A 20,353-nucleotide genomic window follows, 5' to 3' on the forward strand; every position below is an offset into this window, starting at 1 on the left:
CCCACCGGCAGGTTTTCTGCCCCGAAAGTGCTCCGTGCCACGCGATGGGGGTTACGCTCTACCCACACCGGGACCTGCGGGTCCCATGTCCACGAAGCAGAGAGAACAAGAGGTAACACCGTGGCTCTCCCTCCCCTTACTCCCGAGCAGCGCGCCGAGGCCCTCAAGAAGGCCGCTGAGGCTCGTCGTGAGCGCGCCGCCATCAAGGCTCGCCTGAAGGACTCCGCCGGTCGTCGCGGCGAGGAGATCGCAAAGGTCCTCAAGGAGGCCGAGACCAACGAGGTCGTCGGGCGTCTGCGCGTGGCCGCCCTCCTGGAGGCCCTGCCGGGCGTCGGCAAGGTGAAGGCTCAGCAGATCATGGAGGAGATCGGCATCTCGCCGTCTCGCAAGATCCGCGGCCTGGGCTCGCATCAGGCAGACAAGCTCGTCGCACACTTCTCGGAGTGACCTCTTCGAACATTGCCGGGGCCGGTGCCGCCAAGGCGCCGGCCCCGGTCACTGTGCTCGCCGGCCCCACCGCCGTGGGCAAGGGCACGGTCTCCGCCGCGATCCGTGAGCGCTATCCGCAGATCTGGTTGTCCGTCTCCGCCACCACGCGGCCGCCGCGACCCGGAGAGATCGATGGTGTGCACTATCGCTTCGTGAGCGAGGACGAGTTCACGCGCCTCGTCGAAGCCGATCGCATGCTCGAATGGGCCACCGTGCACGGCCGCCACCGCTATGGAACCCCTCGCGGCCCGGTCGAGGACATGATCACGGCCGGTCGGCCGGTGCTGCTGGAGATCGACCTCGACGGCGCCCGGCAGGTGCGCCGCACTATGCCCGAAGCGCTCTTCGTCTTCCTTGCGCCGCCGGACTGGGACGCGCTCGTGGCGCGTCTCGTCGGCCGGGGTACAGAAGACGCCGAGGAGCGCGAGCGACGTCTGCGCACCGCCCGCGTTGAGCTCGCAGCCGAGCCCGAGTTCGATCGCACGATCGTCAACGACACCGTCGAGCAGGCCGCCGACGAGCTCGCCGCCCTCATGGGCGTGCGGGACCTCACCTGAACCGCAGCGCGCTGCCCCCTCGATATCGCTCCGTCAGGGGCGTATCCTGAACAGTCGCATCCACCATCGTCGAAGGGACGTCCGTGTCCGGAACCGTCGCCCAGCCTGAGGGCACCACGACCCCGCCGATCGACCGCCTCCTCGAGAACGTCGATTCGAAGTACGCGCTCGTGCTGTACTCCGCGCAGCGTGCTCGTCAGATCAACGCCTACTACGCTCAGCTTTCCGAGGGACTGCTCGAGTTCGTGGGCCCGCTGGTCGACGTCGAGAACCAGGAGAAGCCGCTGTCGGTCGCGCTGCGCGAGATCGATGAGGGCCTGCTGGTGGCCCGCGACATCGACGAGGTCGAGGCTGCCGCCGCGCAGGAGGAGGAGCTGGCTGAGCCCGGCCCCGCCCCGCTCGAGCTCGGTGACGACGCCCCCGAGGCGCCGCCCGCTGATTTCTCGTACTGACCCCTCCTGATTCCTCGCCGCGCACCCGCGAGTTGTTCGTGCCGATGAGTGTGCACCGGCGTCACTGACCACCCTTGGGAGGTGCCATGTCGCAGCCCCGTACGAGTCTTCAGGGAGCCCGGGTGCTGCTCGGTGTCTCCGGCGGCATCGCCGCGTACAAGGCGGCCCATGTGCTGCGTGGCCTGCTGGCCGCCGGCGCCGACGTCCGGGTTGTGCCCACGGAGGCGTCTCTCGAATTCGTGGGCCGCGCCACCTGGGAAGCACTGAGCCATCGCCCCGTGCTCACGAGCGTGTTCGACGACGTCGACCACGTCGCGCACGTCGAACTCGGCCAACAGGCCGACCTGGTCGCCGTTGTCCCCGCCACCGCTGACCTCATCGCGCGCGCTCGGGCAGGCCGCGCCGACGACCTGCTGGCCGCATCCCTGCTGGTCACGCAAGCGCCCGTGGTGCTCGCCCCTGCCATGCACACCGAGATGTGGCAGCATCCCGCGACACAGGAGAACGTCCGTGTCCTCCGTGAGCGCGGCGTGACCGTGCTCGAACCCGCCATCGGCCAACTCACCGGATCGGACACCGGCGCCGGGCGTCTGCCCGAACCCGACGCCGTCCTGGCAGCCCTCGGCGCCGCGATCACCTCGCCGCGTGAGGAGACCGGCGCCATCCGGCGCGACCTGGCCGGTGCACATGTCCTGATCACCGCTGGCGGCACCCGCGAAGAGATCGACCCCGTCCGATACATCGCCAACCGTTCATCCGGACGACAGGGCTGGGCACTTGCCCACGCCGCTCTCGCCCGAGGCGCCCGCGTCACGTTGCTTGCAGCGAACTGCGAACTGGAGACGCCACCAGGCGCCGAACGCATCGACGTCACCTCCGCCCAGGAGCTTGCCGAGCAGGTCGCCGTGCACAGGCGCAGCGTCGACGTGGTGATCATGGCGGCCGCCGTCGCGGACTTCACCCCGCTCGAGCGCGCGAACGCCAAGATCAAGAAGACCGACGACCAGGACGCGCCGCAGATCCCGTTGCGCCGCACCGAGGACATCCTGCGCAGCACCGTGGAAGAGCGCGGCGACGTCACCCGCCCCGCCATCGTCGGCTTCGCAGCAGAAACCGGCTCGGAGCAGACCAGTGCCCTCGAGCTCGCCCGCGAGAAAGCCCGCCGCAAAGGCGCAGACCTGCTCGTGTTCAACGACGTCACCACCGGCGTCTTCGGCTCCGATGCCAACCGGGTCCGGATCCTCGACGCCAACGGCTCGGAGATCACGGCTGCAGACGGCAGCAAGCAGCAGGTCGCTCATGCTGTCCTCGACGCGCTCAGCGCCGTCGTTCGTCAGCGCGGCGACGTACCCTGGTCCGCATGACCTCGAGCTCGCTTCGCCGCTTCACATCCGAGTCCGTCACAGAGGGGCACCCCGACAAGATCTGTGACCAGATCTCCGATGCCATCCTCGACGACATGCTCGCGCAAGACCCGGCAGCCCGCGTCGCCGTCGAGACGCTGGTGACCACGGGGCTCGTCCATGTGGCCGGTGAGGTGCGCACCTGCGGGCACACCGATGTGGACACCGTTGTGCGGGATGTGATCCGCGAGATCGGCTACGACTCCTCCGAGAAGGGATTCGATGCCGACTCCTGCGGGGTGATGATCTCGATCGGCGCTCAGAGCGGCGACATCGCCTCCGGGGTCGACGAGTCGTTCAGTGCTCGTGAGAGCGGCGATGAGGATCCGCTGTCTCGGCTCGGTGCCGGCGATCAGGGCCTGATGTTCGGGTATGCCTGCCGGGACACTCCGGAGCTGATGCCGCTTCCGATCCACGCGGCGCATGCGCTGACCGAGCGCCTGTCTGCTGTGCGGCGTGACGGCACGGTTCCGTACCTGCGTCCCGATGGAAAGGCTCAGGTCACGATTGGGTACGACGATGATGGCATCCCGCGCGCTGTGGACACTGTGGTGGTCTCTACCCAACATGCCGACGGCGTGGACGTGCCCGGCACGCTACGGCCCGATCTGCGGGAGATCGTGATCGAACCTGTGCTCGCCGAGCTGCGTGACCAGGGCCTGGACACGAGCCGGACGCGCTTCCACCTGAACCCGTCCGGGCGCTTCGTGATCGGCGGACCGACGAGCGACGCCGGGCTCACTGGCCGCAAGATCATTGTCGACACGTATGGAGGCATGGCCCGCCACGGTGGGGGAGCGTTCTCCGGCAAGGACCCCTCGAAGGTCGACCGCTCCGGCGCCTATGCCATGCGTCACGTGGCCAAGAATGTGGTCGCCGCCGGACTCGCCGACCGCTGCGAGGTACAGGTCGGGTACGCGATCGGCGTCGCTGAACCGGTGGGCATCTACGTGGAGACGTTCGGCACCGGACGCATCCCCGACAGCCGCATCGCCCGCGCGATCGAGCAGACCGTCGACCTGCGCCCCGCCGCGATCATCCGGGACCTCGACCTGCTGCGCCCGATCTACCGCAAGACCGCCGCCCACGGTCACTTCGGGCGCGAACTGCCGGAGTTCACCTGGGAGCGCACCGACCTGGTCGACGCGCTGCAGGCAGCCCTGTGACAGCCATGCACGCGTGTGAGAGCGTCACGAGCGACCTCGATCCGGAGATTGCCCAGCGGGTTCGCTGGGACGCTGCCGGCCTGCTCCCAGCCGTCGTGCAGGACGCCACCAGCGGGGCGGTTCTCATGGTCGCCTGGATGAGTCCACAGGCGCTCCACCTGACCCTCACCACGGGGTATGCCACCTATTGGTCTCGCTCCCGCCGAGAGCTGTGGCGTAAGGGTGAGACGAGCGGTCACGTGCAGCATGTGCGCGCGACACAGCTCGACTGCGACGGCGACACCCTGCTGCTGCAGGTCGAGCAGGTGGGCCCGGCCTGCCACCGCAACACCACCACCTGCTTCGACGGCGGGGACCTCCGCGCCGACGCACCGACCGGGACGGAGAACCAGCAATGAGCACGCCCTCAGCCGTCGAGGCCTACCCCGAACGCGTCGGCGGCGTCGAGCCGGACCGTCTGGGCGTGATCTCGCCGGACCGGGAGACCTTCCGCGCCCTCGCCACCACCCAGCGCATCGTGCCGATCACGATCCGCCTGCTGGCCGACGAAGACACCCCGATCTCCCTGTACCGTCGTCTGACCGATGGCACCGACGGACGCGGCACCTTCCTGCTGGAATCTGCCGGGGAAGGGGACGCGTCCCGGTACTCGATCATCGGTGCCCCCGCCGTCGCTGTCCTCACCGAACACGAGGGGCGTGCCCGCTGGTTCGGTCAGGCGCCACAGGGAGTGTCCGAAGCGGAGCATCCGCTTGATGTGCTCGCCGACCTCACCGCAGCGTTCCGTGCCGTCCCCCGGGAAGGCTTGCCCCCCTTCACCGGTGGCATGATCGGGCTGATCGCCTACGACGCGGTGCGCCATTGGGAGACGCTGCCGGATGCGCCACCGGATGAGATCGGCGTGCCGGATGTCTCCTTGCTCCTGGCGCAGGACGTCGTCGTCCACGACGCCCACGACTCCACCATCGTCCTGGTCGCCAACGCACTGAACCTCAACGGGACCGCAGACGGCGCCGACGCCGCCTACGACGCGGCCGTGCAACGACTGGAACACATGGTCGAGCGTCTGCGCCGTCCCCTCGATGCCGGCGCGCTTGTGTACGAGCCCGTCACTGACACGTCGGCCGTCGCCCGTAGCACGCAGGCCGAGTTCGAAGCCGCCGTGCGCGAAGCCGTGCAGGACATCGTCGACGGTGAGATCTTCCAGGTGGTGCCCTCGCAGCGCTTCACTGTGCCGGTTGAGGCCGACCCGTTGGATGTGTACCGCGTGCTGCGGCGGATGAACCCGAGCCCCTACATGTACCTGCTGCGCACCGTCGACGGTGCGGGCCGGCCCCTCGACGTGGTTGGCGCGAGTCCCGAATCCCTCGTGACCGTGCGTCGCGGGCGCGCCACCACGCACCCCATCGCTGGCTCCCGGCCTCGCGGCGCGGACCCCGACCATGATGACCGCCTCGCGCAGGAGCTTCTTGCTGACCCCAAGGAGCGTTCCGAGCACCTCATGCTCGTGGACCTGGCCCGTAATGACCTACAGAAGATCTGCGACCCGGGCACCGTGGTGGTTCGCGACTTCATGCACATCGAGCGGTTCAGCCACATCCAGCACATCGTCTCGACCGTCACCGGGACGATGCGTGAGGATGCCACTGCCTACGATGCTCTGCGCGCGACCTTCCCCGCCGGGACACTGTCCGGCGCCCCGAAACCCTCGGCGATGCGCATTATCGACCGGCTCGAGCCGGTGCGCCGCGGCGTGTACGGCGGCACAGTGGGCTACATCGACTTTGCTGGAGACATGGATATGGCGATCGCCATCCGCACCGCGGTGCTGAAAGACGGTACAGCGCATGTGCAGGCCGGCGGGGGAGTCGTGGCCGACTCCGTGCCCACGATGGAGCACCGTGAATCGCAGTCCAAAGCAGCTGCCGCGCTGCGAGCCGTCGCAATCGCCGCCTCGGTGCGACGGGCGTGATGAGGTCTCTATCCCGCCGCGCCTCGGTGCTGCTGAGCCTCGTGGCTGCGGCAGCACTGATAGCGAGCACGCGGACGACGTGGCTCAGCGGCGCTGCACAGGACGCCACCGGCAGCGTGCAGGAGCTCGAGGTGATCGGGTCCGACGCAGCAGGCGCAGTGCTCGCACTCGCGATCGCTGCCCTCGCGGCCGCGCTCGCCACGTCCCTCAGCTCCCGGGGCCTGCACCTGGTCACCGGCGCCGTCCTGACCTTCAGCGGCCTCGGTGCTGCTGCCGCCGTGATCAGCCTGATGGTCGATCCGGCGCCGGCTGCAGCGGCGCAAGCGGCACGCCTCACCGGCGTGATCGGCGGATCCGTCGACGCAGAGACCACCGGCTGGATCTGGGCTGGGTTGCTCACCGCCGTCGCGGTGACCGCCTGCGGCATCCTCGTTCTCGCAGCCGGGGGCGCGTGGCGGCGCAGCGAGAAGTATGCCCGCGACGCCGGATCGACACAGGCAACGCGCGCACTGGTTGACCCACGCATGGACCCGGCGGCCGCCTGGGATGCGCTCTCGCGCGGGGAGGACCCCAGCGACGAGGACCCCAGCGACGACGACGCCGAGACGGAAGCCGACATGGCACAATGAGCGTGGACCAACCCCCAAGCTTCTGAAGGACCTGAGCGCCATGCCCAAGACGTACACCGTGCCGCCCGCCCCGCCCCACAATGAGGGCAATACGGTCGCGGCGTGGGTGCTGACCGCCCTCGTGGTCCTTGGCGCGATCGTCGTCGGCGTCGGCATGGCGATGGGCCAGTCTGCGGTGATCATCGCCGGCATCGTCGGGATCGGGCTGGGTCTCATCCTCGGACTCGTGCTGTCCCTGCTCGGCTTCGGACAGAAGAGCCGCAAGGCCGCCTCGAAGTGACTCTCGCTGCGCGCACCGACGCGGAGCAGAGGGCCTCAGGCCGCCGCTCCGTGTCGTTGCGCCGTGCTGCCCTGCCCATCGCCCTGACTATCGGGGGCATCGGCGCCGCGCTGCTTGTGCAGGCGGTGTTCAATCCGTTCACGCAGAACATCCCCCTGTGCCCGCTGTATCACCTCACGGGCCTGTACTGCCCGGGCTGCGGCGCCACGCGAGCGGTCCACGCGCTGCTGGACGGCGACTTCCTTTTGGCACTGCGCAACAACCTGTTCGTCATCGCCGCACTGCCGGTGGTCGGTGTCGGCATGATCACCTGGACGATCCAGCGTGTGCGGGGCAGGCCCTTCACCGCCCTGCCACCGCGGTGGGCGGTGGTCGCCCTCGCGATCGTCGTCGGCATCTACGCCGTCCTTCGCAATGTCCCCGTCTTCTGGTTCCTCGCGCCCACCAGCCTGATCGGCGCCTGAGAACCGCAGGAGCACCATATGACCAGCACTGGAACCGTTCTTGACGAGATCATCGCCGGGGTGCGCGAGGACCTCGAACACCGCCGACGCGCCGTGGGAGAAGACACGCTGCGCCGCTTGGCCGATCAGGTTGATCCGGCCCGTGACGCCGTCGGCGCACTACGCGGCGATGGCCGCACCATGACTCTGATCTCTGAGGTCAAACGATCAAGCCCCTCGAAGGGCTCGCTTGCCCCGATCCCGGATCCCGCAGCGCTCGCACACGTCTACGCCCAGGCGGGAGCGAATGCGATCAGTGTGCTCACCGAACAGCGCCGCTTCGGCGGCTCGCTTGCCGACCTCGACGCTGTACGAGTGCAGGTGAGCGTGCCCGTGCTGCGCAAAGACTTCGTTGTCGACCCCTACCAGGTGATCGAGGCACGAGCGCACGGCGCCGATCTCGTGCTGTTGATGGCCTCCGCACTCGACGATGACGCCCTGCGCCGCCTCTACGACCTCGTGGGCGAGCTCGGAATGACTGCTCTCGTGGAGGTCCACGACGGCCCGGAGCTGGAGCGTGCTCTGCGACTCGAGCCACGGGTGATCGGTGTCAACGCCCGTGACCTGAAGACGCTGCAGATCGACATCGAGAGGGCATGCGAGCTGCTGCGCCAAGTCCCCGCCGGGCCCGTGGCTGTGGGCGAATCCGCGGTGCACAGCGTGGAAGATGTCAGCAGCTACGCCCGGGCCGGCGCCGACGCTGTGCTGGTGGGCGAGGCACTCGTGACCGCCGGCGACCCGGCAGAGACCGTCGCGGCGTTCCGCGCCGTTGCTCGTGAGGGCCGTCTAACCAACATGCCCCAGGGATCTGAGGAAGTGAGCGCATGATCGAGCAGGACTTCACCCGACCCGACGGGCCCCTGCGCAGCCAGGCCGGACCGTATTTCGGGGACTTCGGCGGGCGTTTCCTCCCGGAGGCGCTCGTGCCCGCGCTCGATGAGCTGCGCGAGACCTACGAGAAGGCGATCGTCGACCCCGAGTTCACTGCTGAACTGCGCCGGCTTGGCCAGGAGTACACCGGACGCCCCTCGTTGCTCACTGAAGCGCCGCGCTTCTCCGCTCTCGCGGGTGGTGCGCGGATCCTGCTCAAACGCGAGGATCTCAACCACACCGGCAGCCACAAGATCAACAACGTGCTCGGGCAGGCACTGCTCACCCGGCGGATGGGCAAGACCCGTGTGATCGCTGAGACCGGTGCGGGCCAGCACGGTGTGGCCACCGCGACTGCCGCGGCGCTGTTCGGACTGGACTGCACCATCTACATGGGCGAAGAGGACACCCAACGGCAGGCCTTGAACGTGGCGCGTATGCGTCTGCTCGGCGCCGAAGTCGTGCCGGTCACCCAGGGGTCGCGCACCCTCAAGGACGCGATCAATGAGGCGTTCCGGGACTGGGTGGCGAATGTGGACAGCACTCACTACCTCTTGGGCACCGTCGCCGGCCCCCACCCGTTCCCCGCGATGGTGCGTGACTTCCACCGGATCATCGGTGAAGAAGCCCGCGAACAGGTGCTCGATCTCACCGGCCGCCTGCCCGATGCTGTGGTGGCCTGCGTGGGCGGCGGATCGAACGCTATGGGGATCTTCCATGCCTTCCTTGACGACGCCGACGTGCGCCTGATCGGCTGCGAAGCAGGTGGCGATGGCGTCGACAGCGGTCGCCACTCCGCTACCATCACGCTCGGCTCTCCCGGCGTGCTCCACGGGGCCCGCAGCTACGTGATGCAGGACGAGGATGGACAGACCATTGAGTCCCATTCGGTCTCGGCAGGTCTGGACTACCCCAGCGTCGGACCAGAGCACGCCTGGCTCGCTTCGATCGGGCGCGCAGAGTACGTCCCGATCAGCGATGGCCCCGCGATGGATGCCTTCGCGCTGCTGTCTATGACCGAGGGCATCATGCCCGCGATCGAATCCGCGCATGCGCTGGCCGGGGCCCTCGACGTCGGTCGGGAACTCGGCCCCGACGGGATTGTGGTGGTGAGCCTGTCGGGCCGCGGCGACAAGGATGTGGACACCGCATCACGCTGGTTCGGCCTGGTCTCAGATCAACCCGCTCGCGGTGACCTCGCCGCTCTCCGCACGAGTGCCCGCAACGCCCAGACGCACACGGAGGAGACCCGATGAGCATCGCGAGCACGGCGCGCCTGCGCTCCGCCGACGTTCTTGAAGCCACCCATGAGGCCGGCCGGCCCGCACTGATCGCCTATCTTCCGGTCGGATATCCGAGTCTCGAGCATTCGATCGACGCCGTCCGCTGCCTGATCGATGAGGGTGTCGACGCCATCGAATTGGGGTTGCCGTACTCCGATCCGGTGATGGACGGCCCGGTCATTCAGGAGGCCGCTTCCACGGCACTGGCAGCAGGGATCCGTACCCGAGACCTGTTCACCGCCGTCGAGGCGGTGGCCGGACGGGGTGCAGCGATCCTGTCGATGACGTATTGGAATCCCGTGCTCGCCACCGGCGTCGACACCTTCGCTGCGCGCCTGGCAGCAGCAGGCGGCGCGGGGCTGATCACACCGGACCTCATCCCGGACGAGGCGGGGGACTGGATCGCCGCCTCTGACCGTGAGGGCCTTGACCGCATCTTCCTGGTGGCGCCCTCTTCTCCGTCAGACCGTCTCACCTATGTGGTGCAGCACGCCACGGGCTTCGTCTACGCAGCCAGCACCATGGGCGTGACCGGGACCCGGGCCAGTGTTTCGGCGGCCACGGAAGGACTGGTGGAACGTACTCGCAGTGCCGGGGCTCGCTTCGTCTGCGTTGGATTGGGCGTGTCCACTGCGGAGCAGGCTGCGGAGGTCGGCGCCTACGCGGATGGTGTGATCGTCGGGTCTGCTTTTGTGCGCACTCTCCTGGAGAGTGAACCCGGGGACCTGAGTGCACTTGCGCGCACAGCTCGTGAGCTGCGCAGCGGAGTGGATCAGGCGCGGGGCTGCTGACATGGTTGCCGCGCTGATCCCGTCCTCGCCGGTGTCCTCGGTCTCGCTCGGACCGTTGACGATCCACTTCTACGCCCTGTGCATCCTGGCTGGAATCGCCGTGGCGATGTGGTGGTCGACCCGCCGCTGGCAGGTCCGTGGTGGCGATGCGGACGACCTGTTCGACATCGGTTTCGTTGCAGTGATCGCTGGCATCGTCGGCGCACGCATCTGGCATGTGCTCACCTCACCTGCCCCGTTCTTCGGGCCCGGTGGTGATCCGCTCAGTGCGCTGTACATCTGGCAGGGCGGCCTCGCGATCTACGGCGGTGTTGCTGGGGGAGCGTTGGCCGTCTGGGGCATGAGTCGGCTGAAGGATGTCTCCTTCACTGTTCTCGCCGACACGTTCGCGCCCGCGATCATGGTGGCCCAGATTCTGGGACGCTTCGGCAACTGGTTCAACCAGGAGCTGTATGGGCCGCCCCTGGATGCGCCTTGGGCCTGGGACATCACCTGCGTGACCAACGGCCAGAGGATCCCTGGCTGCGAACCCGGTTCCTACCATCCGACGTTCCTGTACGAGCAGCTGTGGAACCTGGCGGGAGTCGTGGTGCTGGTGCTGCTCGCCAAGCGATTCCACCTGGCTGGCGGTCGCGTGTTCTGGCTGTACGCCGCGATCTATTCGATTGGGCGCGCCTGGATTGACGCTATGCGTTCGGAGCCGGTGATGATGATCGGTCCGATGCGCGTCCACACCCTGGTCGCGATCCTCATCGCTGCGTGTGCGATCGCGATGTTCGCCTGGCTCACCGTCAGACGCCGCCGACGGGGCGGTGAAGCAGCTGCCGCCGATGGCTCCTTCACTCTTCCCGAACACAGAACAACGCCCGCTGCACAGCCCGGAGCAACGTCTGGTGCAGAACCGGCTGCGGCAGGGAAGAAACGCCCCACGGGGCGGCGCCGGGCGCGCTGATCTCCCTGGTCCCGTGGATCTGTCGGCCTCCCGCATTACACTGTGAGACGGATCCCGGTGATGCGACCCGCTGCAGGCGCGCCGAGGTGCGTCCCAGCGGCTGGGAGCTGCACCGACACGCACACTTCAACAGATGGGTTGTCATGCGAAAAGCGAAGATCGTCTGCACACTCGGACCGGCGACCAACTCGTACGAACAGATCCGGACGCTGATCGAATCGGGCATGGACGTTGCCCGCATGAACCTCAGCCACGGCACGCACGACGATCACGAGCTCGTCTACGCCAATATTCGGCGTGCAGCCGAGGACCTGGGCCGCAACGTGGCCGTCCTCGTGGACCTGCAGGGCCCGAAGATCCGTCTGGGCAACTTCGAGAACGGGCCGCATCAGCTCGAGGTGGGCGACACCTTCGTGATCACCACCGACGACATCGTCGGCACCAAGGAGCGCGTCTCCACCACCTTCAAGGGCCTGCCCGGCGACTGCCGCCCCGGTGACGTTCTGCTGATTGACGACGGCAAGGTGTCCGTGCGCGTCACCGACGTCACCGACACCGACGTCACCACCGTCGTCGAGGTGCCCGGCCCGGTGTCGAACCACAAGGGCATCAACCTGCCGGGCGTGGCCGTGTCCGTGCCCGCCATGAGCGAGAAGGACATTGCGGACCTGCGCTGGGGCTTGAACCTCGGCTGCGATCTGGTCGCGCTGTCATTCGTGCGCGATGCCCACGACATGGACGACGTTCTGCGCATCATGCAGGAGGAGGGCCGCCGTGTCCCGGTCATCGCGAAGATCGAGAAGCCGCAGGCTGTGCGTGCCCTGCGCTCGATCGTCGGCGCGTTCGACGGCATCATGGTCGCCCGCGGCGATCTGGGCGTTGAGCTCCCGCTGGAGCAGGTGCCGCTGGTGCAGAAGCGCGCTATCGAGCTGGCTCGCCGCAACGCCAAGCCCGTCATCGTCGCAACCCAGGTGCTCGAGTCGATGATCGCTAACCCGCGGCCGACCCGCGCTGAGGCGTCCGACTGCGCCAACGCCATCCTGGACGGTGCCGACGCGGTCATGCTCTCCGGTGAGACCAGTGTCGGCGCGTACCCCTTCGAGGCGGTGCGCACGATGGCGCGGATCGTCACTAATACGGAGGAGAACGGCGCGGATCGCATCCTGCCCCTGGGGACGATCCCGCACACCCGCGGCGGTGCCATCACCCGTGCCGCGGCGGAGATCGGCGATCAGCTCTCGGCCCAGTACCTGGTGACCTTCACCGAGTCCGGTGACACCGCTCGTCGTCTCTCGCGTCTGCGGCCGACGATCCCTCTGCTCGCGCTGACCCCGTACGAGTCGGTGGCCCATCAACTCGCGCTGTCCTGGGGTATTGAGACGCATCTCGTGCCGATGCAGAAGAACACTGACGACATGATGCGCGTCCTGGACGAGCTGCTGCGCGAGCACAAGGGTCTGCAGAAGAATGATCTGGTGGTCGTCGCGGCTGGTTCGCCTCCGGGTGTGCACGGCTCGACCAACTCGCTGCGGGTGCACCGCATTGGTGACCTCGACGGCACCGAGTCTGCCCGCATCGAGGCTGATCGGATCGCGGCTGGCACTCAGCACTGAGCAGACATCACGACAGACGCGGCGCCCGACGGATCACACCGTCGGGCGCCGCCCTCCGTACCGGGTGCGGGACTCGAACCCGCACGCCCTTGCGGACAGCGCATTTTGAGTGCGCCGCGTCTACCATTCCGCCAACCCGGCCGACCACCGTCCGCACGGACGGCTGGTCTAGGATACCCGCTGATGGGTGTGCGCGTTGACAGGCGCCACCCGGCGAAGCCGCCAGCAGAGAGACCACAGGACACGATGAACGACCAGCAGCAGCCCGACGACGCCCCCGACGTCCAGGACCAGGACCAGCGTGAGGATGCGCCACGACGCACCGCCGTCGTCGCTGAAGACGAGAGCCTCATCCGTATGGACATCGTCGAGACCCTCACGGAGGCGGGCTTCGAGGTGCTCGCCGCCGTCGGTGATGGCGAGAGCGCGGTGGAGAAGACCCGTGAACTTCGCCCGGACGTGGTGGTGCTCGACGTGAAGATGCCGCAGATCGACGGTGTCACCGCCGCCGAGCGCATTGGTGAGGAGAATCTCGCGCCGGTGGTGATGCTCACTGCCTTCTCGCAGACGGAGCTCGTTGAACGTGCCCGCGATGCCGGCGCCATGGCGTATGTGGTCAAGCCCTTCACCCCGGCGGACCTGCTGCCGGCCGTGGAGATCGCGATCTCCCGCTACCAGCAGATCACGCAGCTCGAGTCCGAGATCCACGACCTCACCGAGCGTTTCGAGACCCGCAAGCGCGTGGATCGTGCGAAGGGCCTGCTGCAGACGAACATGGGGCTGAGCGAGCCGGAGGCGTTCCGGTGGATCCAGAAGACGTCGATGGACCGACGCCTGACCATGCGAGAGGTCGCCGACGCCGTCGTCGACCAGCTGGGCGGCCAGGGCAAGGACTGAGCGTCCTCGCACGGACGACGCCCGGCGGGGGAGCCGAAGCGGAGGGGAAACAACCATGGCGGTGTCACGGCGCACGCTGATGCGCACCCTAGGCGCGAGCGTGCTCGGCGCGAGCGCACTGAGCGCCTGCACTGGCCCGGGCGGAGGCCGCCGAGGCTTTCGCGGCAGGCGCCGCCGCACGACCACGAACCCGACCGCTGACGCCGTGTCCGAGCCGGATACGCCACTGGTGATCGGCTCCATCGGCAGCTCCTACGGCATCGCTGGACGCTTCGAGGACCAGATCTCCACAGCGATCACCGAAGCATTGATAGACATCAACGCCCGTGACGGTGGACTGTTCGGTCACAAGGTCGAGGCCGTGGAGCGCCATGTGGTGAAAGAAGCCGGCTCGGACCTGACCACCGTGGTGGCGCGTCTCAAAGAGAGCGGCGTGACCGCGGTGATCACGTCACTGGACGACGAGACACTCATCAGCGCCGTGCCGCAGTTCGTTGAGGCCGGGATCGCGATCATCGACGTGTTCTCCTCCGGCATGCAGGTCCGTGACCCGGAGGTGCAGCACGGAGGCATGCTGCTTCGGCTGTCCCCGAATGATCGCGCCATCGCGCAGCACTATGCGGAGGCTGCCTTCGGTAATGCCAGCGACAAGACGGGGGCACCCGGCTCGGTGGCTTTCGTCTCCGAAGACACTGCCCAGGGACGTAGCCTCAAGGAACAGCTCGAGCTGATCATCAACCCGCAAGCCGGGAAGATCGTGGCTGAGCACTTCTATCCGATCGGGAGCTTCGGTGACCGTGCCGCTGTTGTGGGCAAGATCGTCAAAGCGAAGCCGTACCTGCTGGTCGTCAACGGCCCGTCGACCGATGCCGGCCCGTTGCTGTCGGACCTGTGGAAGGCCACGCTCGACGAGGGGCAGCGCCCCACCCTGGACATCCAGGTACGGGTGGGGCCAGCTGCTGTCATGGACTTCAAGGACGATGCCCTGCAGGCGGACTGCCTGAGCCGCACTGTTGGCCAGCAGGGCGGCGGCAGCCTCAGTGACGAGCACGTGAACATGATGCTCAACGTCTCCCCGAACTTCCTCACCGAGAGCTACGCGTATTCGCAGCAGGCGTATGACGCCGTGATGCTGTGCTGCATCGGCGCCTACAGCGCACTGTCGGTGAAGGGCAGCGACATCGCGAAAGCGATTCCCGCCGTACTGACCGGCTCCGAGGAGTGCTTCGACTACGCGGCGTGCCGCACGCTGATGCGGGACGGCCTTGCTGCCGGAGGCGAACGCGTCAGCGTGTCCTATGCCGGGCGCATGGGAGCCCTCGAACTCGGCACGGACGGCGACCCCGCGAAAGGCTCCCTGCGCGAGTACACATGGAGCGAGGCCAACGTGCTGCAGCCCCCGGACGCGACCAACTACGAGGTCACGCCTGGCTGAGCTGCGTCCCCAGATGAAGGTGGTAGCAGCATCGTCGACACGGTGACGGTGCTCAGCAGCGCACCGGACTCTTCCGTGACCTCCACCAGGTAGGACGCGACGCGTCGGCCCAGATGCTGGGCACGTGCCCGCGCCAGGACGTCGCCGCTGCGCGCGGAGCGGTGATGCACGGCCGCTACCGACGTGCCGACCGCCTGTGCCCGCTCGCCGTAGATCTCGCGGGCGTGCACGATCGCCGCAAGGGAGGCGACCGACTCGGCCAGTGCGATCGTTGCACCGCCGTGCAGTAGACCGGCGGGCTGCGTGTTGCCCGTCACCGGCATGGTCATCTCCCCACCGTCGGCTCGTAGGCTCACCACCCGCATCCCGCAGCGTTCGAGCAGCGTGCCAGCGCAGATCGCCGCGAGCTGCTTCCGGTCCATGCCGGGGAACTCGGGTGCGTCGTCGGCCGCGGGCGTGGCGGTGAGAGCCGGGTGCGCGACATGCGGCTCACCGGTCATGTCGGGGTGATGGTGACGCTCAGGCATGGCCACAGCGTGCCACAGCGTGCCGCGGTGTCCGGACCAGGCAGCACGCGCGTCAGGGACGCGTGGCAGACTTCCCTCTATGACTGCGAGCGATGTGGAGAAGACCCGTCTGTTGCTGATCGACGGTCACGCGATGGCCTTCCGTGCCTTCTTCGCGTTGCCCGCAGACGGCTTCAGCGACGGCCGCGGCCAGGCCACCAACGCCGTGTACGGCTTCACCCGCATGATCTTCACCGTGGTGGCCGCAGAACGCCCCACCCATGTCGCCGTCGCCTTCGACCTGCCCGGTGGCACCTTCCGTGACCGCATCTACGACCAGTACAAGGGTGGACGCGAAGAGACCCCTCCCGCGTTCCACGGCCAGATCGGCCTCATCAAGACTGTGCTCGACGCCCTGGGCGTTGCCTGGTTCACGATGGAGGACTACGAAGCGGACGACATCATCGCCACTCTTGCCGCGCGCGCTGCCGCTGCGCAGCAGGAGGCGCTGATCGTCTCGAGCGACCGCGACGCGATCCAGCTGATCGGCGATCACGTCACCCTGCTGCAACCCGTCAAGGGCGTCAGCGAGATGCGCCGCATGGACGCTCCCGCCATCCAGGAGAAATACGGCGTCACCCCTGTGCAGTACCCGGAGCTTGCCGCGCTTGTGGGGGAGAGCGCAGACAACCTCCCGGGTGTTCCCGGCGTCGGCCCGAAAACAGCCGCGAAGTGGATCGCCACGTATGGAGATCTCGACGGCGTCCTCGCCCACGCGGACGAGATCAAGGGCAAAGCCGGCCAATCGCTGCGCGACCATCGCGAGGCAGTGGTTCGAAACCGGCGCATGAACGCTGCTGTGATCGACCTCGATCTCCCCACGGACCCGAGCCGCTATGCGATCGGCGGCGGCGACCACGACGCGATGACCGCAGCATTCGACGATCTCGCCTTCGGTCCGACGATCCGTCGGGACGCACCGGCCATCTTGTTCGCAGACACAGGTGAGAGCGAACAGCACACTGCGCTCACCGCTGCCGAGATCCACGCTGTCGATGATGCGGACCAGCTGCACGATGCGCTCGACGGCGCTGACCACCCTCTCGCCGTGGACGTCACTGAGGATGTGCGCGGCGGGGCGATGCTGGCATTGGCAGTGCCGGACCATGCGGCGTTCGTGCAGCTCTCGGACATGCCCGATGCGTTGCGGGGCGCACTGCGATCTGTTCTCGAGACGGCGCCGTCCATCCTGGTGGCCGACGCGCCTGCGGTGCGTCTTCTCCTCGAAGAGCATGGCATTGACCTGCCGTCCCATGCGCGCGACCTCTCTCTCGACGCCTTCGTGTTGCGCCCCGGCGCCCGCTCCTACGAGACCGAGGCGCTTGCCGCGGAGCATGCCGGCGTGAGTTTCCCGCCTCGACCTCGCAAACCCGCTCAGCGCACGCTCGCGAAGGAAAGCGAGGAGGAGCGCAACGGACATATCGAGACGGTAGGGAAGAGGCTCGCCCAGGCGGCAGGCGCCTTGCACACGGTCGCAACACGTCTCTCCGAGGGACTTGCCGACGAGCCGTGGGCGCTCCAGCTGTTGGACCAGCTTGAACGGCCACTGCAGCGGAATCTGGAAACGCTGCACCGCCGCGGCATTGCCGTGGACCCGGAGCGACTCGCGCGCCTGGAAGCCGAGTTCGAAGGCTTCGTCGCGCAGGCGCGCAGCGAAGCCGGCGCGATCGTGGGGGAGGACGTCAACCTCTCCTCGCCCAAGCAATTGCAGACACTGCTGTTCGACCGCCTGGGAATGCCGCATACGAAACGGATTGCCTCCGGCTACTCCACGGACGCCGAGTCGCTGCAGGACCTGCAGGAGAAGTCCTCACCGGACTCGCCCGGCTTCGAGTTCCTCTCCTGGCTGCTGCGGTTCCGCGAGATGAACAAGCTGCTCGGATATCTGGTGGGGCTGCGCGAGGCGGTACGCGGTTCTCGGATCCACACGACATTCCTGCAGACGGCCGCGGCCACGGGGCGACTGGCCTCCACGAACCCGAACCTGCAGAACATCCCGGTGCGCACCGACGAGGGTCGGCGCCTGCGCGAGGTGTTCGTGCCCGGCCGCGACTTTGCTTCGCTCATGACTGCGGACTACTCCCAGATCGAGATGCGCATCATGGCGCACCTGTCGGAGGACGACGGGCTGATCACCGCCTTCAACTCGGGAGAGGATCTGCACCGGTTCGTCGCCTCTCGGGTCTTCGACGTTGCCCCCGAGGACGTTGACGGCGCGATGCGCTCGAAGACGAAGGCCGTCAGCTACGGACTGGCCTATGGGCTGAGCGCCTATGGCCTCTCGCGTCAGCTGCGCATCAGCCAGGCAGAAGCGACACAACTGCGCAACGGTTACTTCGAGCGCTTCGGTGGTGTTCGCGACTATCTGCGCTCGAGCGTGGAGACGGCACGCGAGCTCGGTTACACCCAGACCATCCTGGGTCGGCGCCGCTACCTGCCGGATCTGACCAGCGACAACCGTCAGCGTCGCGAGAACGCCGAGCGGATAGCGCTGAACTCGCCGATCCAGGGCAGTGCCGCGGACATCATCAAACTCGCGATGATGCGAGTCGAGCAGGGCATCGCCGACGCGGGGCTGCGCTCGCGCGTGCTGCTCCAGGTGCACGACGAGCTGGTGCTCGAAGTCGCCGAGGGTGAGGAAGACGTCCTGCGGCAGGTCGTCACCGACGGCATGAGCGGTGCCTACGAGCTGTCGGTTCCGCTCGAGGTGGGTGTGGGCATCGGCCCGGATTGGCTGGCTGCCGCGCACTGACACCGTCGGCCGGAGCCGGGTGGGGGACGAAGCTCACACTCATGCGTCGGGAAGACTCAGGCATCGCACTATCGGGCGCCAGCGACGACTGGTAGGCTTTCGGAGGCCTGTGGGGCGCGTATGCCCTCCTGTGCTGATCTGATGCCCCGAGATATCTCGGGCATTGTGACCGGCATTGTGCAGGGAAGACGTTCCACCGGCTCGTTTGTCCCCTGTTCCTACGTGATCCTGTCCCGACGGAGTTCCCACTTTCATGACCGACACCACGACCCCCCAGATCGCCATCAACGACATCGGTGGCACCGATGACCTCATGGCCGCCATCGATTCGACCATCAAGTACTTCAACGATGGCGACATCGTCGAGGGCACCGTGGTGAAGGTTGATCACGATGAGGTTCTGCTCGACATCGGCTACAAGACCGAGGGCGTCATCCCGTCCCGCGAGCTGTCCATCAAGCATGACGTTAACCCCGACGAGGTCGTCGAGGTCGGCCAGGAGATCGAGGCCCTGGTTCTCCAGAAGGAGGACAAGGAAGGCCGCCTGATTCTGTCCAAGAAGCGCGCCCAGTACGAGCGCGCCTGGGGCACGATCGAACAGATCAAGGAAGACGAGGGCGTCGTCACCGGTCACGTCATCGAAGTCGTCAAGGGCGGCCTGATCGTCGACATCGGCCTGCGTGGCTTCCTCCCCGCGTCGCTCGTGGAGATGCGCCGCGTGCGCGATCTGCAGCCGTACGTCGGCCAGGAGATCGAGGCCAAGATCATCGAGCTGGACAAGAACCGCAACAACGTGGTGCTGTCCCGCCGCGCCTACCTGGAGGAGACCCAGTCCGCGGTCCGCTCCGACTTCCTGCAGACCCTGCAGAAGGGCCAGGTCCGCGAGGGCGTCGTGTCCTCCATCGTCAACTTCGGTGCCTTCGTCGACCTGGGCGGCGTGGACGGCCTCGTGCACGTCTCCGAGCTGTCCTGGAAGCACATCGATCACCCGAGCGAGGTCGTCGAGGTCGGCCAGCCGGTGCGTGTCGAGGTTCTCGACGTCGACATGGACCGTGAGCGCGTCTCGCTCTCGCTGAAGGCCACCCAGGAGGATCCGTGGCAGCTGTTCGCTCGGACCCACGCGATCGGTGAGGTCGTGCCGGGCAAGGTCACCAAGCTCGTGCCGTTCGGCGCCTTCGTGCGCGTCGAGGACGGCATCGAGGGCCTCGTGCACATCTCCGAGCTCGCCCAGCGCCACGTTGACCTGCCCGAGCAGGTTGTTCAGGTGGACCAGGACGTGTTCGTCAAGGTCATCGACATCGACCTCGAGCGTCGCCGCATCTCGCTGTCCCTCAAGCAGGCCAACGAAGGTGTGGACCCGGAGGGCGACGATTCGACCTTCGATCCCGCGCTCTACGGCATGGCCGCCGAGTACGACGCGAACGGCGAGTACAAGTACCCCGAAGGCTTCGACCCGGAGACCAACGAGTGGCTCGAGGGCTACGAGGCGCAGCGCGAGGAGTGGGAGGCGCAGTACGCGGCCGCCTACGAGCGCTGGACTGCGCACAAGGCTCAGGTCGCGGAGGCCATCAAGGCCGACGAAGAGGCTCCCGCGTCCAGCGGTGCAGACCAGCAGGGCGGTGCGTCCCGCGGTGGATCCGCGCAGACCTCCTACCAGTCCTCCTCCTCGGACGAGGGCACCCTCGCGTCCGACGAGGCACTGGCTGCCCTGCGCGCGAAGCTCACCGGCAACTGATCGCATTC

At 67.5% G+C, this 20,353-nt stretch carries 20 protein-coding genes and 1 tRNA gene; 19 read left to right on the plus strand and 2 right to left on the minus strand.

Annotated features, from left to right (window positions below):
- The first annotated feature begins 120 nt into the window (after positions 1 to 120).
- From mihF to pyk, 15 genes are all read left to right on the plus strand, one after another.
- Positions 121 to 447 (plus strand): integration host factor, actinobacterial type, encoded by a 327-nt coding sequence (mihF, locus tag C8271_RS13950; protein WP_106506731.1) that lies wholly within the window; start codon positions 121 to 123, stop codon positions 445 to 447.
- Complete coding sequence (gene gmk, locus C8271_RS13955) at positions 444 to 1,046, plus strand: guanylate kinase (protein ID WP_245921008.1); 603 nt, start codon at positions 444 to 446, stop codon at positions 1,044 to 1,046. Before mihF ends, gmk begins: the two co-directional genes overlap by 4 nt.
- A gap of 83 nt (positions 1,047 to 1,129) precedes the next feature.
- The gene (gene rpoZ, locus C8271_RS07175) at positions 1,130 to 1,498 is read left to right on the plus strand and encodes a DNA-directed RNA polymerase subunit omega (protein ID WP_106506732.1); all 369 of its coding nucleotides are present in this window, start codon (positions 1,130 to 1,132) and stop codon (positions 1,496 to 1,498) included.
- Between the two features lie 86 nt (positions 1,499 to 1,584).
- The gene (coaBC, locus tag C8271_RS07180) at positions 1,585 to 2,862 is read left to right on the plus strand and encodes a bifunctional phosphopantothenoylcysteine decarboxylase/phosphopantothenate--cysteine ligase CoaBC (RefSeq protein ID WP_106506733.1); all 1,278 of its coding nucleotides are present in this window, start codon (positions 1,585 to 1,587) and stop codon (positions 2,860 to 2,862) included.
- Positions 2,859 to 4,067 (plus strand): methionine adenosyltransferase, encoded by a 1,209-nt coding sequence (gene metK / locus C8271_RS07185; RefSeq protein WP_106506734.1) that lies wholly within the window; start codon positions 2,859 to 2,861, stop codon positions 4,065 to 4,067. Before coaBC ends, metK begins: the two co-directional genes overlap by 4 nt.
- 5 nt (positions 4,068 to 4,072) lie before the next feature.
- Positions 4,073 to 4,465: a phosphoribosyl-AMP cyclohydrolase gene (gene hisI, locus C8271_RS07190; RefSeq protein WP_106507942.1), complete on the plus strand. Its 393-nt coding sequence runs from the start codon at positions 4,073 to 4,075 to the stop codon at positions 4,463 to 4,465.
- A complete protein-coding gene (locus C8271_RS07195) occupies positions 4,462 to 6,039 on the plus strand; it encodes an anthranilate synthase component I (RefSeq protein WP_106506735.1) in 1,578 nt (525 codons plus the stop codon). The genes hisI and C8271_RS07195 overlap by 4 nt, the downstream gene beginning before the upstream one ends.
- Positions 6,039 to 6,668: a Trp biosynthesis-associated membrane protein gene (locus C8271_RS07200; protein ID WP_106506736.1), complete on the plus strand. Its 630-nt coding sequence runs from the start codon at positions 6,039 to 6,041 to the stop codon at positions 6,666 to 6,668. The genes C8271_RS07195 and C8271_RS07200 overlap by 1 nt, the downstream gene beginning before the upstream one ends.
- A gap of 40 nt (positions 6,669 to 6,708) precedes the next feature.
- A complete protein-coding gene (locus C8271_RS07205; RefSeq protein WP_106506737.1) occupies positions 6,709 to 6,948 on the plus strand; it encodes an HGxxPAAW family protein in 240 nt (79 codons plus the stop codon).
- A complete protein-coding gene (locus tag C8271_RS07210; RefSeq protein WP_106506738.1) occupies positions 6,945 to 7,412 on the plus strand; it encodes a DUF2752 domain-containing protein in 468 nt (155 codons plus the stop codon). The genes C8271_RS07205 and C8271_RS07210 overlap by 4 nt, the downstream gene beginning before the upstream one ends.
- Before the next feature lie 18 nt (positions 7,413 to 7,430).
- The gene (trpC, locus tag C8271_RS07215) at positions 7,431 to 8,279 is read left to right on the plus strand and encodes an indole-3-glycerol phosphate synthase TrpC (RefSeq protein ID WP_106506739.1); all 849 of its coding nucleotides are present in this window, start codon (positions 7,431 to 7,433) and stop codon (positions 8,277 to 8,279) included.
- Positions 8,276 to 9,577, plus strand: coding sequence for a tryptophan synthase subunit beta (gene trpB / locus C8271_RS07220; protein WP_106506740.1), 1,302 nt, complete (start codon positions 8,276 to 8,278; stop codon positions 9,575 to 9,577). The genes trpC and trpB overlap by 4 nt, the downstream gene beginning before the upstream one ends.
- Positions 9,574 to 10,395: a tryptophan synthase subunit alpha gene (gene trpA, locus C8271_RS07225; RefSeq protein ID WP_106506741.1), complete on the plus strand. Its 822-nt coding sequence runs from the start codon at positions 9,574 to 9,576 to the stop codon at positions 10,393 to 10,395. Before trpB ends, trpA begins: the two co-directional genes overlap by 4 nt.
- 1 nt (position 10,396) lies before the next feature.
- Positions 10,397 to 11,347, plus strand: coding sequence for a prolipoprotein diacylglyceryl transferase (gene lgt / locus C8271_RS07230; protein WP_245921010.1), 951 nt, complete (start codon positions 10,397 to 10,399; stop codon positions 11,345 to 11,347).
- A 143-nt stretch (positions 11,348 to 11,490) separates the two neighbouring features.
- Positions 11,491 to 12,960 carry a pyruvate kinase gene (pyk, locus tag C8271_RS07235; RefSeq protein WP_106507944.1) on the plus strand — a complete coding sequence of 490 codons (1,470 nt, stop codon included), beginning with the start codon at positions 11,491 to 11,493 and terminating at the stop codon, positions 12,958 to 12,960.
- 58 nt (positions 12,961 to 13,018) lie between these two features.
- On the opposite strand, the gene C8271_RS07240 is transcribed toward pyk, so the two are convergent.
- Positions 13,019 to 13,101: transfer RNA gene (locus C8271_RS07240), tRNA-Leu, on the minus strand.
- Between the two features lie 105 nt (positions 13,102 to 13,206).
- On the opposite strand from C8271_RS07240, the gene C8271_RS07245 reads away from it, so the two are divergent.
- Both C8271_RS07245 and C8271_RS07250 read left to right on the plus strand, forming a co-directional pair.
- Positions 13,207 to 13,857: an ANTAR domain-containing response regulator gene (locus C8271_RS07245; RefSeq protein WP_170957823.1), complete on the plus strand. Its 651-nt coding sequence runs from the start codon at positions 13,207 to 13,209 to the stop codon at positions 13,855 to 13,857.
- 205 nt (positions 13,858 to 14,062) lie between these two features.
- The gene (locus C8271_RS07250; RefSeq protein ID WP_245921012.1) at positions 14,063 to 15,292 is read left to right on the plus strand and encodes an ABC transporter substrate-binding protein; all 1,230 of its coding nucleotides are present in this window, start codon (positions 14,063 to 14,065) and stop codon (positions 15,290 to 15,292) included.
- Here C8271_RS07250 and C8271_RS07255 read toward each other — a convergent pair.
- Positions 15,271 to 15,819 (minus strand): PaaI family thioesterase, encoded by a 549-nt coding sequence (locus C8271_RS07255; protein ID WP_245921014.1) that lies wholly within the window; start codon positions 15,817 to 15,819, stop codon positions 15,271 to 15,273. The genes C8271_RS07250 and C8271_RS07255 overlap by 22 nt on opposite strands.
- Before the next feature lie 79 nt (positions 15,820 to 15,898).
- Between C8271_RS07255 and polA the strand changes: the two genes are divergently transcribed.
- The gene (gene polA, locus C8271_RS07260; protein ID WP_106506745.1) at positions 15,899 to 18,610 is read left to right on the plus strand and encodes a DNA polymerase I; all 2,712 of its coding nucleotides are present in this window, start codon (positions 15,899 to 15,901) and stop codon (positions 18,608 to 18,610) included.
- 253 nt (positions 18,611 to 18,863) lie between these two features.
- Positions 18,864 to 20,345 (plus strand): 30S ribosomal protein S1, encoded by a 1,482-nt coding sequence (rpsA, locus tag C8271_RS07265; protein WP_106506746.1) that lies wholly within the window; start codon positions 18,864 to 18,866, stop codon positions 20,343 to 20,345.
- The last annotated feature ends 8 nt before the right edge of the window (positions 20,346 to 20,353 follow it).

The sequence above is a fragment of the Brachybacterium timonense genome, from assembly GCF_900258505.1.
Classification (GTDB): Bacteria; Actinomycetota; Actinomycetes; order Actinomycetales; family Dermabacteraceae; genus Brachybacterium; species Brachybacterium timonense.

Excerpts from the sequence above, each read along its gene's own strand:
- coaBC (WP_106506733.1), top strand. The coding sequence starts at position 1,585 with ATGTCGCAGCCCCGTACGAGTCTTCAGGGAGCCCGGGTGCTGCTCGGT.
- metK (WP_106506734.1), top strand. The coding sequence starts at position 2,859 with ATGACCTCGAGCTCGCTTCGCCGCTTCACATCCGAGTCCGTCACAGAG.
- hisI (WP_106507942.1), top strand. The coding sequence starts at position 4,073 with ATGCACGCGTGTGAGAGCGTCACGAGCGACCTCGATCCGGAGATTGCC.
- C8271_RS07195 (WP_106506735.1), top strand. The coding sequence starts at position 4,462 with ATGAGCACGCCCTCAGCCGTCGAGGCCTACCCCGAACGCGTCGGCGGC.
- C8271_RS07200 (WP_106506736.1), top strand. The coding sequence starts at position 6,039 with ATGAGGTCTCTATCCCGCCGCGCCTCGGTGCTGCTGAGCCTCGTGGCT.
- C8271_RS07205 (WP_106506737.1), top strand. The coding sequence starts at position 6,709 with ATGCCCAAGACGTACACCGTGCCGCCCGCCCCGCCCCACAATGAGGGC.
- trpC (WP_106506739.1), top strand. The coding sequence starts at position 7,431 with ATGACCAGCACTGGAACCGTTCTTGACGAGATCATCGCCGGGGTGCGC.
- trpB (WP_106506740.1), top strand. The coding sequence starts at position 8,276 with ATGATCGAGCAGGACTTCACCCGACCCGACGGGCCCCTGCGCAGCCAG.
- trpA (WP_106506741.1), top strand. The coding sequence starts at position 9,574 with ATGAGCATCGCGAGCACGGCGCGCCTGCGCTCCGCCGACGTTCTTGAA.
- lgt (WP_245921010.1), top strand. The coding sequence starts at position 10,397 with ATGGTTGCCGCGCTGATCCCGTCCTCGCCGGTGTCCTCGGTCTCGCTC.
- pyk (WP_106507944.1), top strand. The coding sequence starts at position 11,491 with ATGCGAAAAGCGAAGATCGTCTGCACACTCGGACCGGCGACCAACTCG.
- C8271_RS07245 (WP_170957823.1), top strand. The coding sequence starts at position 13,207 with ATGAACGACCAGCAGCAGCCCGACGACGCCCCCGACGTCCAGGACCAG.
- C8271_RS07255 (WP_245921014.1), bottom strand. The coding sequence starts at position 15,819 with ATGCCTGAGCGTCACCATCACCCCGACATGACCGGTGAGCCGCATGTC.
- polA (WP_106506745.1), top strand. The coding sequence starts at position 15,899 with ATGACTGCGAGCGATGTGGAGAAGACCCGTCTGTTGCTGATCGACGGT.
- rpsA (WP_106506746.1), top strand. The coding sequence starts at position 18,864 with ATGACCGACACCACGACCCCCCAGATCGCCATCAACGACATCGGTGGC.